The 14695-nt window shown below is 33.3% G+C and carries 14 protein-coding genes; 3 read left to right on the plus strand and 11 right to left on the minus strand.

Annotated features, from left to right (window positions below; all coding sequences use genetic code 11):
- The 8 genes from cobA to J3477_RS11805 form a co-directional block, all read right to left on the minus strand.
- Positions 1 to 1467 (minus strand): uroporphyrinogen-III C-methyltransferase, encoded by a 1467-nt coding sequence (cobA, locus tag J3477_RS11770; RefSeq protein WP_206870144.1) that lies wholly within the window; start codon positions 1465 to 1467, stop codon positions 1 to 3.
- Between the two features lie 16 nt (positions 1468 to 1483).
- Positions 1484 to 2359 (minus strand): hydroxymethylbilane synthase, encoded by an 876-nt coding sequence (hemC, locus tag J3477_RS11775; protein WP_206870145.1) that lies wholly within the window; start codon positions 2357 to 2359, stop codon positions 1484 to 1486.
- On the minus strand, positions 2337 to 3053 hold the full coding sequence (locus J3477_RS11780; protein WP_206870146.1) for an NAD(P)-dependent oxidoreductase: 717 nt from the start codon (positions 3051 to 3053) through the stop codon (positions 2337 to 2339). The genes hemC and J3477_RS11780 overlap by 23 nt, the downstream gene beginning before the upstream one ends.
- The gene (hemA, locus tag J3477_RS11785; protein WP_206870147.1) at positions 3017 to 4213 is read right to left on the minus strand and encodes a glutamyl-tRNA reductase; all 1197 of its coding nucleotides are present in this window, start codon (positions 4211 to 4213) and stop codon (positions 3017 to 3019) included. Before hemA ends, J3477_RS11780 begins: the two co-directional genes overlap by 37 nt.
- Before the next feature lie 206 nt (positions 4214 to 4419).
- The gene (gene asrC, locus J3477_RS11790; RefSeq protein WP_206870148.1) at positions 4420 to 5382 is read right to left on the minus strand and encodes a sulfite reductase subunit C; all 963 of its coding nucleotides are present in this window, start codon (positions 5380 to 5382) and stop codon (positions 4420 to 4422) included.
- Between the two features lie 15 nt (positions 5383 to 5397).
- Complete coding sequence (gene asrB / locus J3477_RS11795; RefSeq protein WP_206870149.1) at positions 5398 to 6189, minus strand: anaerobic sulfite reductase subunit AsrB; 792 nt, start codon at positions 6187 to 6189, stop codon at positions 5398 to 5400.
- A complete protein-coding gene (gene asrA / locus J3477_RS11800; protein ID WP_206870150.1) occupies positions 6182 to 7198 on the minus strand; it encodes an anaerobic sulfite reductase subunit AsrA in 1017 nt (338 codons plus the stop codon). The genes asrB and asrA overlap by 8 nt, the downstream gene beginning before the upstream one ends.
- Positions 7199 to 7209: 11 nt before the next feature.
- Positions 7210 to 7977, minus strand: coding sequence for a formate/nitrite transporter family protein (locus tag J3477_RS11805; RefSeq protein WP_206870151.1), 768 nt, complete (start codon positions 7975 to 7977; stop codon positions 7210 to 7212).
- Positions 7978 to 9052: 1075 nt separating this feature from the next.
- Between J3477_RS11805 and J3477_RS11810 the strand changes: the two genes are divergently transcribed.
- On the plus strand, positions 9053 to 9913 hold the full coding sequence (locus J3477_RS11810; protein WP_503826902.1) for a PLL family lectin: 861 nt from the start codon (positions 9053 to 9055) through the stop codon (positions 9911 to 9913).
- A 150-nt stretch (positions 9914 to 10063) separates the two neighbouring features.
- Here J3477_RS11810 and J3477_RS11815 read toward each other — a convergent pair whose 3' ends face one another.
- Complete coding sequence (locus J3477_RS11815) at positions 10064 to 10252, minus strand: EscE/YscE/SsaE family type III secretion system needle protein co-chaperone (protein ID WP_206870152.1); 189 nt, start codon at positions 10250 to 10252, stop codon at positions 10064 to 10066.
- Positions 10253 to 10541: 289 nt separating this feature from the next.
- Here J3477_RS11815 and J3477_RS11820 point away from each other — a divergent pair, with 289 nt between their 5' ends.
- Positions 10542 to 11231: a Crp/Fnr family transcriptional regulator gene (locus J3477_RS11820; RefSeq protein WP_206870153.1), complete on the plus strand. Its 690-nt coding sequence runs from the start codon at positions 10542 to 10544 to the stop codon at positions 11229 to 11231.
- Between the two features lie 129 nt (positions 11232 to 11360).
- Positions 11361 to 11594 carry a hypothetical protein gene (locus J3477_RS11825; protein WP_206870154.1) on the plus strand — a complete coding sequence of 78 codons (234 nt, stop codon included), beginning with the start codon at positions 11361 to 11363 and terminating at the stop codon, positions 11592 to 11594.
- Between the two features lie 169 nt (positions 11595 to 11763).
- Here the strand turns inward: J3477_RS11825 and J3477_RS11830 are convergent, their stop codons facing one another.
- Positions 11764 to 12759 carry an isocitrate dehydrogenase (NAD(+)) gene (locus J3477_RS11830; protein ID WP_206870155.1) on the minus strand — a complete coding sequence of 332 codons (996 nt, stop codon included), beginning with the start codon at positions 12757 to 12759 and terminating at the stop codon, positions 11764 to 11766.
- Complete coding sequence (locus tag J3477_RS11835) at positions 12752 to 14695, minus strand: aconitate hydratase (RefSeq protein ID WP_206870156.1); 1944 nt, start codon at positions 14693 to 14695, stop codon at positions 12752 to 12754. The genes J3477_RS11830 and J3477_RS11835 overlap by 8 nt, the downstream gene beginning before the upstream one ends.

A 14695-nucleotide genomic window follows, 5' to 3' on the forward strand; every position in this document is an offset into this window, starting at 1 on the left:
TTATTCACTCCATACTTCTGTAAGTTTTTCTATAGCACCATCTTCACTATGAGTTTCTGATAACACTGCTTTTATAGCCTTTTCTTCTAACGCTTTATAAGTTATAGGCCCTATAGCTATACATAACTTTTCTTTAACCTTATCGATTCCTACCATATCTACTAGATTGTTTACTGTAGAAGGACTTGTAAATATAATTGAGTTTACACTATCAAAGGAGCTTAAATTCTTCAATTCAGCTTTTCGAGTTTCATAAGTATGTACTCTTTCAACCATAGCTCCTTGTTCTCTTAAAAATTCCTCTACTACATTCCTTGAATTCTTAGATATAGGCATAAGAACCTTTTTATCTTTGAATTCATAGTTTTTCAGTTCACTTACAAGACCTTCAGCTACAAATTCATCTGCCATTATATTTGCAATTATTCCTCTTTCTTTCAATGCATTAAAAGTTGCTTCACCTATAACTGCAAACTCTGCTTTAATTTTTCTTATATCTATACTATTATCTCTCAAATAATCGAAGAATATATTAACTCCATTAACTGAAGTTAGAATTACATGGTCAAAAGAACTTATATTATCTTTGTATTGATCTAGATTTTCAGTGGTATCCACAATTTTTATTGCTGGTATTTCAGTAACCTCTGCTCCTAGGCTCCTTAGTTTTTCTTTCATACCTTGAGCTTGTTTTTTAGTTCTAGTTACACAAACATTTGCTCCAAAAAGCGGTAATCTTTCAAACCAATTTAATTTATCACTTAAAGTTACAACCTTCCCCACAACTATTATTGAAGGAGATTTTAAATTATTAGCTTTTACTAGTTCTTCTATGTTCTCTAAAGTGCCAATTACCTTTTTTTGCTTTGCAGTAGTCCCTCTCATTATAACTCCACAAGGAGTATCCTTAGGCTTTCCATTTTCTATAAGATTGTTAACTATATCTCCTAGATTTTCAAGTCCCATTAAAAACACTAGGGTATTCTGTGATTTAGTTAATACCTCCCATTGAATATTTAAAGTAGCTGCACTCATGCCAGTAAGCACATGGAAACCTTGAGAAAGTCCTCTATGTGTTATTGGTATTCCAGCATAACTCATAACAGCAACTGCTGATGTCACTCCTGGTATAACCTCAAAAGGAATATTTTCAGCCTCTAAGGCTAGAACTTCCTCACCGCCTCTTCCAAATACATAAGGATCTCCACCCTTTATTCTTCCTACAGTATGTCCTTTTTTAGCTAGTTCTACTAACATAGCATTTATTTCATCTTGTGTTTTGTAATGACAGCCCGGCTCTTTGCCACAAAAGTAAACTTCACAGCTATCATTCAAATATGACAATACATTATTTCCTATAAGTCTATCATAAAGTACCGCAGTACATTCCTTCATCACCTTTACTGCCTTTAGGGTCAGTAGGCCTTCATCACCAGGACCAGCCCCTATAATATATGCTTTTGACATTATTTCACCTCATTAATCATAGTTCTTTTATAATCTTTTTAGCTAAAGTTTTACCAAGCTCAATGTGATCTTCAACTTTACCTTGAACATCTTTCTTCACTAATCTATTATTAATTTCATATATACCTAATATATAAATGTCCTTATTTTCAATCTTTGCATAAGCCCCTATTGGGGAATGACAGCCTCCATTAAGTTCTTTCATAAAGCTTCTTTCTGCCTCTACAGTGATTCTTGTTTTAGCATCATCAAGCTTCGAGAAAATATGTTTTTTATCACTTGTTTTTAAAGTCTCAATACCTAGCGCTCCTTGCCCTACTGCTGGAAGAAATACTTCTTCGTCGAAATAGTCAGTTATTATAGCTTCCATATCTAGTCTTTTAAGCCCCGCTGCTGCTAAAATTATTCCATCTAGATTTTCTTTTTCTATCTTATCTAATCTTGTTTGAACATTTCCTCTGATAGGAACAATCTCAATATCTGGTCTTAAGGCTCTTAATTGAGAACTTCTTCTTATACTAGAAGTACCTATTTTGGCTCCTTTTTTTAACTCATAAAAACTGATGTTTTTCATAGATACAAATACATCTCTAGGATCCTCACGCTCTGGCATTGCAACAATCTCGAAAGGCTCTTCCAATGCAAAAGGAACATCCTTCATGCTGTGTACTGCGGCATCAGCTTTTCCGTCAAGCAATGCATACTCTATTTCTTTTACAAATAATCCTTTTCCACCTATTTTATTAAGTGCTACATCCAGTCTTCTGTCACCTTCGGTACTCATAAGCAGCTTTTCACTTTCTATGCTACCTTTATTTCTTAGAAGCTCCATAACTATTTCAGTTTGGGTCTGTGCAAGCTTACTTTTCCTAGTTGCTATAATCAAACTCATGGTCATATCCTCCATATAAAACAAAATCATCTTCAAATAATTTATCTAAATATTCTTTATTAAAATACAAGTATAGTATTTTTTCTCCATAACCTTTTTCAAAGAAAAAGCTATACTCATCAGAAATAATAAATTCCATTATAGTCTTATCAATAAAACCTGTTTCTTTCATCCTCCGCCTTAAAGAAGTTGAAAAATCTGTTATGGTCATTAAAGGCTCCACAGCTTTGCCCATTTCACTTAATAGTTTTCTAGACATCTTAGGATTACCACCATTAGTATGGACTGCGCATGAAAAACTTCCATTATTATTTTGTATAGGCAAAACTGCTAATCCATTTTTAGAATCACTGCAGTTTACATATAACTTACTTTGCTCTTCACAATCTTCAATAATTTTTTCTATGGTGATTTTATCATTAATACATATGAAGATTAAATGTTTATTGCTTAAACAAGTCTCACTATAGCTTCCTTTTACAAGCTCAACTACTCCTGTAGAACTTAACGCTTCTATCTCTTCATCAAAATGCTCAGCTAAAATCGTTAAACTACATCCATTTTTCATTAAAGTTGTAGCCTTTATTAAAGCTGCTTTTCCTCCACCAATGATTAAAACTCTTAGCTTACTGCTTATTAAGGATAAAAACATATATTCTAGCTTAGAAATATCTTGCTTATTATCTCCATGCACTGTTCTTCACATCCCTTTAACTTTGCTTCTTTAAGTATATTGATTGCTTTATTTACATAATAATCTGAGGTGCTTTTTATAAGAGTCTCTGCTAACCTCTCGGAGTTTTTATCGTTTGCTCTATTTTTATAACTTTCATATCTATCACTTACTATCTCTTTTCCTGCTTCTTTCATAGCTGAAATTATAGGAGATAATTCTCTCATCTTCAACCAGTTGCTATACTCAATGAAGTATTCCTTGATTATATACTTAAAATCAATCATTCGTGCTCTTCTTAAAGCTTTATTTTTATCATCTATTTTTGATATATCATCAATATCAAGAAGCTCTACATTGTTTAAAGTCTTAATTTCTTTATCCACGTCTCTTGGTACTGCTAGATCAAGAATAAATAAGTCTGCTTCTTTAGGAATCTCTTCATATCTCACAACAGGATGTGGAGCTGAAGTGCATGATATAATACATTCAATTTCCTTTAACACTTCATTTTTTCTATTAAAATTAATAACTTCAATTCTAGGATCAAATATACCTTTTACATTTTCAGGAGTTCGAACCACCAAAAAGATCTTATGTACATCTTGCCCTAAAAGATATTTTACAGCCAAACTTCCTATCTCTCCATATCCTATAACCATATAGGTCTTATAGCCTCTATCTATAGCTTCATGAACTGCTATTGAAGATGATGATACTGGAATTTCGTATAATTTTGCTTCTGTCCTAAATTGTTTTCCACATGTTATGGCAGTTTGAAATAGCCTTCCTAGTTCACCAGAAGCTATTCCTTTATCCTTGGAATATAAAAAACTATCTTTTACTTGCCCAAGTATTTGATCTTCTCCGAGTATCTTAGAATGAAAGCCACAGGCAACCTCCATTAGATGCTCTGTGACTTTGTCATCTTTATCGTGAAAGATGTACTCTTTTAAATCTTTATCCCAATTAAATATATCAAATATGTAATCTATATTTTCTTCACTGCTTCTATCTGCATTAAAGTAAATCTCTGTTCTATTACAAGTATTTATTATAATAGTCTCGGAGAACTTTTTAGTTAGTTCACAAAGGTATTGATCTATCTTACTTTGCCTTATTGCAAATTTTTCTCTTATATCAAGAGATAGATTTCGTTTAAATCCAATAAGCTGATTCATAAATTATCACTCCAAATATTCTTAAGCCACATTGTCACTATAAATTCTTAACAACAAAAGTATAACCTAATAACAGCTATACTTCAAGAAAGTGGACATATTTGCTCCTATTTAATTATTTATAAATCTTAATAACTGCTTATATATCAACATTAATTATATTGATTAAAACATTAAGGGAAGCAATTAGTTTGCTCCCCTTAAAATTAATATCTTATTCCACTCCAATATACATTATCCTTAAGAATTGCCTTCGGTCCTAGTTCTACGTCTTTTAATGCCCATTTTTTAAACTCTTGGAAACCAGTTCTATCAACTATATATCCAATATGTTCTTTTCCGCCAGGAGCATCTTTATCTATATATTCTCTTACGTATTCGTAAGTATTCATTATTATTTTCTTTATACTTTCTTCATCAACCCATATTATAAAATCTTCTGCAAGTCTTGGGTTTTTCTTTCCTGATCTACCCATTATGGCAAGTCTATAATACTTTTCTTCACTTCTAGTCCAAGCTCCAGTTGGGCACTTACCTACACACTCACCACAGCCTATGCACTTATCATGATCTCTTACAACCTTGAAGTTTTCAAACTTTAAAGCTCCAGTAGCTCTTTTCTTACAGTTTGTAACACAAGCTTGACATCCTATACATCTGTAAGCATCGTATTGAGGTTCAGTCATTCCTATGATACCAAAATCATGTTGTCTAACCTTTAGACAGTCATTCGGACAGCCTGTTAAAGCTATTTTTACATGAAGATCATCTGGAAATATCATCTTTTCAATTCTTTGAGCAAAGGCAGTTGTATTGTAATTAGCAAATGGACACACTCTGTTACCTATACAAGAAGTCACATTTCTAGTACCTGCAGCAGGATATCCTTTTCCTTCTTCTTCTTGGTTTATCTCAAGTCCTTCGATTAAATCCTGAAGCATTAAATTTACTTCATTCATGTCCTTCATATCTATCCCAGTGATTTCAAATCCCTGTCTTGTAGTTATATGAACAGATCCATCACCAAACTTTTCAGCAATTTCACCAATCTTAGCTAAATACTTTGAATCTAAATGTCCACCAGGTACTCTTATTCTAGATGAAGTTATTCCTCTCTTCTTAGTAACTCTGAAGGCATTTTTTTTAAGTGCTTTAGTGTTTATATCCATTATCTTTACCTCCCTCTAATCTCTTAGAAGCTTTCCAACTGAATAATTAAATACAGGACCATCTAAACATACGTAAGTGTCATCAATCTTACAATGTCCACATTTTCCAAGACCACAGCACATCTTTCTCTCGTGAGATATCCAGATCTTTTCTTCTTTAATTTCTCTCTTTAAAAATTCACCTACTGTAAATTTCATCATCATTGGAGGTCCAACAACTATAACTTCTACGTTTTCCATATCATCAATCTGTAATTCAGGAATATACTTAGTTACAAGTCCTACCTTACCTTCATAGCCTTCTGGGGCAGTATCTACAGTTAAGATATGATTTATGTTATTTTTCCATACTTCCATATCATCTTTAAATAACATATCAGTTGGAGACTTAAATCCTGATATTAGAGTAAATTTCTTGGCTTCGCTAGGATTTTGTGAGAAATAATCTACTATTCCCTTTACTGGTGAAAGACCTGTTCCACCTGCTACAACTATAACTTCTTTCCCTCTATAGTTTTCTATATCAAATCCATTACCATAAGGTCCTCTTAAAAATAATTGCTGACCAACATAGTAATTAAATATTTCTTCTGTTACTACTCCAACTCTTCTTATAGTAAGTTCTATATAATCTTCACCTATTCCACTTACTGATATAGGAGCTTCCCCGTACTTTGGAAGAGACACTTCAAAGAATTGTCCTGGTTTTACATCACCTTTAAATGAAAGCCTAAAAGTATATTCTATTTCTGTATGCTTTTTTATATCTAAAATCGTTGACTTTGATGGCATATATGGATTATTCATTTGCTTTCACCTCTTCCATTCCTTTTTCTAGTTTATTTACACAGTTTGAGAAGGATATATATTCTGGACAGATATCATCACATCTACCACAGCCAACACACATGTTATATCCCCACTTTTTCTTATAATCATATACCTTATGAAGAACCTTGAATCTCATTCTTTGACCTTTATCTAATCTAAAGCCATGGCCTCCAGCCATATTTGTATATCCATCTACTTGGCAAGAAGCCCAAACTCTTCTTCTTTCCCCAGCCTTTTTGTTATCTTTATAGAATACATCCTGCATTGTGAAGCATGTACAGGTAGGACATACAAAATTACATCTTCCACAAGCTATACATCTTGCTGAGTATTCCTTCCACATTGATGAGTCCATTACGCTTAAATCTAAGTTTTCTGGTATGTTAACCTTTACTCCATTTTCAGTAACAAAATCAACATTAACCTCTTCTTCTTCTCTTGAAAGTTCTCCTAAAAGAGCTTCAAGTTCATCATCTTTAACATCAAAATAAACCATATCATCTTCAACTTTTATATAAGCTTGATGTTCATCAGTTTTATTTGTTCCCATGCTTACGCAGAAGCAGTTTTCAAAGCTTTCACTACATCCTATAAGAACAAATTTTGTTCTCTCTCTAAGAGCTTTATAATATGGATCTTCGAAACCATTTCTTAAATATATATCATCAATTCTTCTTACAGAATGCATGTCGCAGCTTCTCAAGAAAATTATTGCTCCTTTTTCCTCTTGCTTTGGCTCTATCCATTCATCTTCTGTAAAGTAAAACAAAGTTTGAGTGATTGGAAGTAATACTTCCTTATATGAAAAATCTGATTTTTTATCAAATACAACTTCATTAATGTCACTTATTTCGCCATATCTAACTACGTCTGTATCTGAATAACTTCCTTTTCCTTCAAATACCTTTGGCGCAAATATCTTATATTCTTCTGAAAGCTTTTCTAAATACTCATTATAACTTTCTACAGTCATCTTAAATCCCATAATAGCACCTCTTATTTTTCTCTAGATATTAAGTAGTAAGGTATTGCTAATATTACAGCACCACCAACAATATTGCCTAAAGTTACAAATGTTAAATTATGAACAAAACCACTTAAGCTTACAGTAGCTGGATGTGGAATAAATAGACCTATTGATAAAAGTGTCATGTTAGCTATGCTATGTTCAAAACCTGCTGTTATAAACACAAATAAGCACCAAAAGATCATAACAAGCTTTCCTATTTCTTCCTTCATCTTGAAAGAGCACCAAACTGCAAGACATACCAACACATTACATAGAATTCCTCTAACAAAAAGTTCTTGACTTGATAAATTCATCTTAGTGGTAGTTGCACTTAATATGAACTTTCCAACTGGTCCTGAAGCTAGTCCAGCAGAATAGAACAAGAAAGCACCAAACACTGAACCTGCAAGATTACCTATAAAACTTACAACCCATACTAGTATAACGTCTAACCATGAAACGGTTTTCTTTAAAGCACCGATTGTCATTACAAAGTTATTTCCTGTAAATAATTCCGATCCAGCAAAAACAACTAATGAAAGTGCTACACCAAAGGATGCTCCCATAGCAATCTTTGTAGCTGGTGAGTTTGCTGCTGAAAGTAATCCACCTACAGTAAATATAAGCATTATACCTAATCCTACGTACAAGCCTGCAAAAGCTGATGATAATAAATAACCAACCTTATTCTTTCTTAATAATTCACTTTTCCCTTTTGCCGCCTGGGCAACTTTGTTAATTTCTTCACTAAACATAATAAATCCCTCCCGTATATCATTAGTTTACTAAAAAAAATAAAAGTAGACTGTGATAAACATCACAGTCTACTCAAAAACTTTTTAAGAGCATCTTTGATTCTTTTAAATCTTTCAAATATGATTTTTGGTATAATACCCATACACTCTACAACTATATTAAATTACTCGAAGCCTCATACTTGAATTTGCCTTAATATTCGACTAACTTGCTTTTACATCACTTTGGTTTCCATTCCTTATTCACCTTAACTCCAAATAAAATATATAACCCTCTCTCGTACTTGGTCGAATCATAACTAAATTCAAGTGGTATGTCATTAGTATGCCATATAGCATCTATGCATACAATCAAAAGGATATTTAATATCCGATTAGTATCGTGATTAAACTCCCCTACCTGTTTTTCTTATCTATCAAACTGCCACTGCTATCGGTAACATATTCTACTACTAATCATAAAATATAAGTGATGAGGATTTTAATCCGCAGCAAAAATCATAGGAGTGTTTTAATGTATAACAACCAATTTTTTTATTGCCCCAATAGTATACCATATACTATTGACCCGTTTTCAAATGAAAATATGAGAGACTTTGAGAGTTATGATGATATTGAATACTATCGCTTCTTGAATATTTTAATGTATAACAGCCAATTTTTTTATTACCCCAATAGTATACAATATACTATTAGCCCGTTTTCAAATGAACATATGAGAAACTTTGAGGATTATGATGATATTGAATACTATCGCTTCTTTGATGAAGAAGGTTATATCGATGATACTAGAGCTCCTCAGCAGGAAATAAACAGAATATTAGTATTACTAAATCTCCAGATGCCTAATCTCAGCAGAAACCTTCAAAGATGGGTAAATCCAGTATTAATAAATACCTACTTCAGGATTGCCATAGCCTACACAATAAATAACGCCCCAATCCACACCGGAAATATAAATCAAAGAACAAATGCTATATTTAACAGTTTTAGGAGAAGTAATGCTTGGATATTTGTTGCTCTTCTTGCCGCTGGCGTACCTAATAGCGTAATAAATAGCACCTTTAGAGATGTAATACAATTTACTCTAAGAAATATAAGCGCAGCACCTGGTCCTGGTCCACAAGATAGATGGAGTCAGTGGGAGTCCCTAGGCGGGATTTTATCTTTTGGACCTGCTACTTCCTCTTGGGCACCTAACAGACTCGATACCTTTGCAATAGGAAGCAATAGTGCTTTATATCATAAATGGTGGAATGGCTCCAGCTGGAGTAATTGGCAAAGCCTTGATGGAATATTAACCTCTGCACCTGCTGCTGTTTCCTGGGGAAACAACAGAATTGATATATTTGCTAGAGGTACTGATAATTCAATGTGGCATATATTCTGGAACGGTACTCGCTGGAGTGATTGGGAAAGCCTTGGTGGAGAACTAACCTCCGCACCTGCTGCTGCTTCTTGGGCACCTAATAGGCTTGATACTTTTGTTAGAGGTGCTGACAATGCTCTTTGGCACAAATGGTGGGATGGCTCACGCTGGAGCGACTGGGAAAGCCTTGGAGGAGCACTGACCTCATCACCTGCTGCTGTTTCTTGGGGAAATAATAGAATTGATGTATTTGGCAGAGGCACTGATAACGCCCTATGGCACATATTCTGGAACGGTTCTGCCTGGAGTGATTGGGAAAACCTTGGTGGCACATTAACTTCAGCGCCTGCAGTTTCTTCTAGAGCAAGCAACATGCTAGAGGTATTTGCAAGAGGTCAAAATAATCAATTAATGACAATGTCTTGGAATGGTTCTCGCTGGAGTAATTGGAGTGATATTGGAGGAACTATAACCTCTGATCCCGCTGCTGTTTCCTGGGGACCAAATAGAACTGATGTATTCGCTAGAGGCACAGACAATGCAATGTGGCATATTTGGAGAAGTTAAATACATTTCAATAATACAATAGTATAAAGTAATGCTGCAATTTTATTAGTCTAGGTGATATAATTAGGAAAGTGGCAAAATAATTCACTTCCGTTTAAATACAAAAAGAACCCTTGAAAATCAAGGGTTCCTCTTAAATATCTATGTATACTAGCTTTCAGTATAGCTTGATATTGTGTCTTGTGTTACATTGATTGCATTGTTAACAGCATCTAAAGATCTTTGGATCTTTTGTCTGTTTTGATCCTTTTCAACTGTGTTTAAAGCATCTTGAAGATGTTGTTTGCAGTGATTTAACTCATCAAAAGTTGTTTGTACGTTTTGTTTTGCATTTGCCATTGGAATTCCCTCCTTTATATTTTATTGAGGCTTACCGTGAAAGATAATATATATTTTTAAAGCCTACTTTTGAACGGTATTATTATGTGCAGTTGAAACTAAAAAAATTCTCTTTTTAATTTTTAAATGAATTTTAAGTTTTTTATAAAACTCGTTATAGCCTTGTAGAAGTGACATCTTAATTTCAACACAGTATTTAAACATAATTTAAATTTAAATTTATGTTATTGTGTATCTTTCCTCTAAACTCTGATAAAATGGATTTATATTTTCTTTAAGAAGGGATATTATGACTGAATTTAACTTTGATCACATTAAAAATTTAGAGATATTTGCTGGGCTTGACGATGCATTTTTATTAAAACTTTACACTGTTGGAAAAGTAAAAAAATTCGATAAAAATGCCCATGTATTTATGGATAAGGATATGGTTAACAATATATTTGTTGTTTTGAAGGGTAAGTTTTCCTTATACAAATTAAGTGAAAATGCTCAAAAGAAAGTTGTTTTTATCTTAGGAGAAGGAAAGATATTGAATGAAGTTATTTTAGATGACTTACCTGCTTCAATCTGCTGTGAGACCTTTGAAGAAGGATACCTTCTTGTATATGATAAGAAAACTTTTATAGATCTTATGGAAGAAAACTTTGCTTTCACTAAAAATGTTATAAACTCTTTAGCAAAAAAAGTTAGAAGACTTTATAGGCAGATGAAAAATACTACTCCTATAAAAATAGAGAAAAAATTGGCAGCAAAACTTTGGAAACTTTCAAAAGATTATGGCGTTTCTCATCCTTTAGGAACTTTGATTAATCTCAATGTATCAGTTACGTATCTTGCTGATATGTTTGGCAGTCAAAGAGAAACTATATCTAGAGCTTTAAAAAAATTACAAGAGTTAGACTTAATAATAGTGGAAAGCAAAAAACTCTTCATCCCTGATAGAGATAAACTTTCGAACTATTTTAAGGATATTTAATATTAGTCTATCATTTGATATAATAACCATTAGATAATATGAAAAGCTTATTTTTGAATTGTAGGTATTTTACATACTATATTCTTCAATTTTAATAATTAAATATTATATAATTAAGGAGATTAACTTATGAACGAGGGACAAGAAAGATTTTTAGGTTATATTTTAGAGAGAGTACAAGAAGACAAGGTTGAAGAAGCTAAAACATTACTTGCTGGAAATTTCCAAAAGCAAGCAGAAGGAACCTTCACTTTTGAAGACGCACAGCAATTTGGTGTAAAAATTCTTACTTTGCTTAAGCCTGAAAAAGTAGAAGAAGTTCAAGCAGTTATGAAACAATTTTCTCAAAATGTAGGTCATTAATAGTAATTAAACATAGTATTTATACAAAAAAATTGCTAATAGTTTTACACTATCAGCAATTTTTTTATATTATTTCAGTTTATTCTTAATCATTATTCAACTTTATATATACTCAAATTATTATATATAACATGATATTTAACTTAGTTTACTCTAAAAATTTTATAAATTATAAGTTTCCACAGATTGCCTCGGCAAATTCAGTGGTTGTAGCACTTCCACCTAAATCTCCTGTAAGCACTTTTCCTTCTAAGAACACCTTAGAAAGCGCAGCTTCTATCCTATCAGCATGCTCATATTCACCTATATGTCTAAGCATCATTATAGCAGATTGTATAAGTGCTGTTGGATTAGCTTTGTTTTGACCAGCTATATCAGGAGCACTTCCGTGAACAGCTTCAAACACTGCATAATCTCTGCCTATATTTGCTCCTGGTATTATACCAAGTCCGCCAACAAGGCCAGCACATAAGTCTGATAATATATCTCCATAAAGATTAGGCATAACCATAACATCATACTTTTGAGGATTTATTACTAAATTCATCGCTGCAGCATCTACAATTAAATCATTGAACTTAATTTCGGTGTTATTTTCAGCAACTTCTCTAGCAGTATTCAAGAACAATCCATCAGAAAGCTTCATTATATTTGCTTTATGAACTGCGGTTACTGTTGATCTCTTATTATCTTTAGCATATTTAAAAGCAAATTCCACAATTCTTTGTGATGCAGGTTTTGTTATAAGTTTTATGCTTTCAGCACCGTATTCACCGATTTTGTGTTCGATACCAGCATAAAGATCTTCTGTATTTTCTCTTACTATAACTAAGTCTATATCTGAATATCTTGATTCTATTCCTTTAAAGCTTTTAACTGGTCTAAGATTAACATAAAGATCAAGATTTTGCCTTAAAGTAACATTAACACTTTTAAAGCCTTTTCCTACAGGAGTTGTTATAGGTCCTTTTATTGCAATTTTATTTCTCTTAATAGCTTCAATAACATGATCTGGAAGTGGTGTGCCGTATTTTTCTATCTGTGCTTCTCCAGCCTGAACCTCTTCCCATTCTATTTCTACTCCTGATGCTTCTAACACCATCTTCATAGCATTACTAACTTCAGGTCCTATTCCGTCTCCAGGTATTAATGTTATCTTATGCATTCTCTGTACCTTCTTTCATTAATTCCTTAGTATAGTTAAGCTTTCCACCACTTAATAGTGTTTCTATTTCTCTTTGGGATAAATCTGCTACTACTGTAAAACTAGTTCCTTTAGTCTTATTTTCTACTTTAAGTTTTCCAGTATATATGTCTTTATCTATATTATTAATCACTAAATCATCTAAAAGTTCTAAAGTATCGTAGTCTGCTTCATTTTCAAAAGTCAATGGAAGTATACCGCTGTTAATTAGATTAGCTTTATGAATTCTTGCAAAACTCTTTACTATTACAGCTTTTACTCCTAAATATAACGGTGCTAAGGCAGCATGCTCTCTACTTGAACCTTGACCATAGTTATTACCACCAACTATAAATCCTCCATTGTACTCCTTAGCTCTTGCAGGGAAGTCAGTGTCTACTGTATTAAAGCAGAAATCTGCAAGATAAGGTACATTTGATCTATATGGAAGTAATTTTGAGTTTGAAGGCATGATATGATCTGTTGTTATATTATCAGAAACCTTTAGCAGATTCTTGCCTTCTAAAACATTCTTTAAAGCAACTCCATTTGGAAATGGCTTTATATTTGGTCCTCTTACAACTTCAACCTCTCCTGATGTCTCAGCTGGTTTTAATATCATAGAATCATCTAATATAAATCTTTCAGGAAGTTCTATATTTATATCAGTCTTTAATTCTCTTGGATCTGTAAGCACGCCTGTTATTGCACTTACAGCAGCAGTTTCTGGACTTACTAAATAAACCTTAGCTGTTAAAGTTCCACTTCTTCCATAAAAGTTTCTGTTGAAGGTTCTAAGTGAAACCCCTTCTGTTCCTGGAGCCTGCCCCATACCTATACATGGTCCACAGGAATTTTCAAGAATTCTTGCACCTGCACTTATGATATCACCTAAAGCTCCATTACGAGATATCATCTCCATAACTTGTCTTGAACCTGGCGCTATAACTAAGGACACATCAGGATGAATCTTTTTGCCTTTTAGTATCTTAGCTACCTTCATCAAATCTTCATAGGAAGAATTTGTACAGCTTCCAATAGCAACCTGGTCAACTTTAATCTTACCTATAGTTCTTATCTCTTCAACATTATCAGGACTATGTGGCTTTGCCGCAAGTGGCTCTAACTTTTCTAAATCTATAGTCACTTCTTCATCGTAGATAGCATCTTCGTCTGGTAGAAGTTCCTTCCATTCATTTTCTCTACCTTGGGCTTTAAAGTATTCAAAAGTCTTTTCATCACTTGGGAATATAGAAGTAGTTGCCCCAAGCTCAGCTCCCATGTTTGTAATAGTCGCTCTTTGAGGAACTGAAAGTGCTTTAACACCTTCTCCACCATACTCAAATACTCTCCCTACTCCGCCTTTTACCGTAAGTTTTCTTAAAACTTCAAGTATTACATCCTTTGCTGAAACCATAGGGGATAACTTACCAGTAAGGTTTATCTTACATACCTTTGGAGCGTTTATAAAATATGCTCCTCCCCCCATAGCAACTGCTACGTCAAGCCCACCAGCACCTATAGCTATCATACCTACTCCACCAGCTGTTGGAGTATGACTGTCAGAACCAATTAAAGTATCTCCAGGAGTCGAAAATCTTTCTAGGAAAACTTGATGGCATATTCCGTTACCTGGCTTTGAAAACAGTACTCCGTATTTTGCTGCAACAGTTTGTATATACTTATGATCATCAGCATTTTCAAAACCTTGTTGAAGCATATTATGATCAACAAAAGCTACAGATCTTTTTGTTTTTACTCTATCTATCCCCATTGCTTCCAATTGAAGATAAGTCATAGTTCCAGTAGAATCTTGAGTAAGTGTCTGATCTATCTTTATTCCAATTGGCTCACCTTGGATAAGCTCCCCTTCAACTAAATGCTTCTCTAAGATTTTATATACTAAATTTAATCCCAT

It is taken from the genome of Clostridium zeae, from assembly GCF_017312485.1.
Taxonomy (GTDB): Bacteria; Bacillota; Clostridia; order Clostridiales; family Clostridiaceae; genus Clostridium_AR; species Clostridium_AR zeae.

Coding starts and splice junctions, on each gene's coding strand:
- cobA (WP_206870144.1), bottom strand. CDS start 1,467: ATGTCAAAAGCATATATTATAGGGGCTGGTCCTGGTGATGAAGGCCTA.
- hemC (WP_206870145.1), bottom strand. CDS start 2,359: ATGAGTTTGATTATAGCAACTAGGAAAAGTAAGCTTGCACAGACCCAA.
- hemA (WP_206870147.1), bottom strand. CDS start 4,213: ATGAATCAGCTTATTGGATTTAAACGAAATCTATCTCTTGATATAAGA.
- asrC (WP_206870148.1), bottom strand. CDS start 5,382: ATGGATATAAACACTAAAGCACTTAAAAAAAATGCCTTCAGAGTTACT.
- asrB (WP_206870149.1), bottom strand. CDS start 6,189: ATGAATAATCCATATATGCCATCAAAGTCAACGATTTTAGATATAAAA.
- asrA (WP_206870150.1), bottom strand. CDS start 7,198: ATGGGATTTAAGATGACTGTAGAAAGTTATAATGAGTATTTAGAAAAG.
- J3477_RS11805 (WP_206870151.1), bottom strand. CDS start 7,977: ATGTTTAGTGAAGAAATTAACAAAGTTGCCCAGGCGGCAAAAGGGAAA.
- J3477_RS11815 (WP_206870152.1), bottom strand. CDS start 10,252: ATGGCAAATGCAAAACAAAACGTACAAACAACTTTTGATGAGTTAAAT.
- J3477_RS11820 (WP_206870153.1), top strand. CDS start 10,542: ATGACTGAATTTAACTTTGATCACATTAAAAATTTAGAGATATTTGCT.
- J3477_RS11825 (WP_206870154.1), top strand. CDS start 11,361: ATGAACGAGGGACAAGAAAGATTTTTAGGTTATATTTTAGAGAGAGTA.
- J3477_RS11830 (WP_206870155.1), bottom strand. CDS start 12,759: ATGCATAAGATAACATTAATACCTGGAGACGGAATAGGACCTGAAGTT.
- J3477_RS11835 (WP_206870156.1), bottom strand. CDS start 14,695: ATGGGATTAAATTTAGTATATAAAATCTTAGAGAAGCATTTAGTTGAA.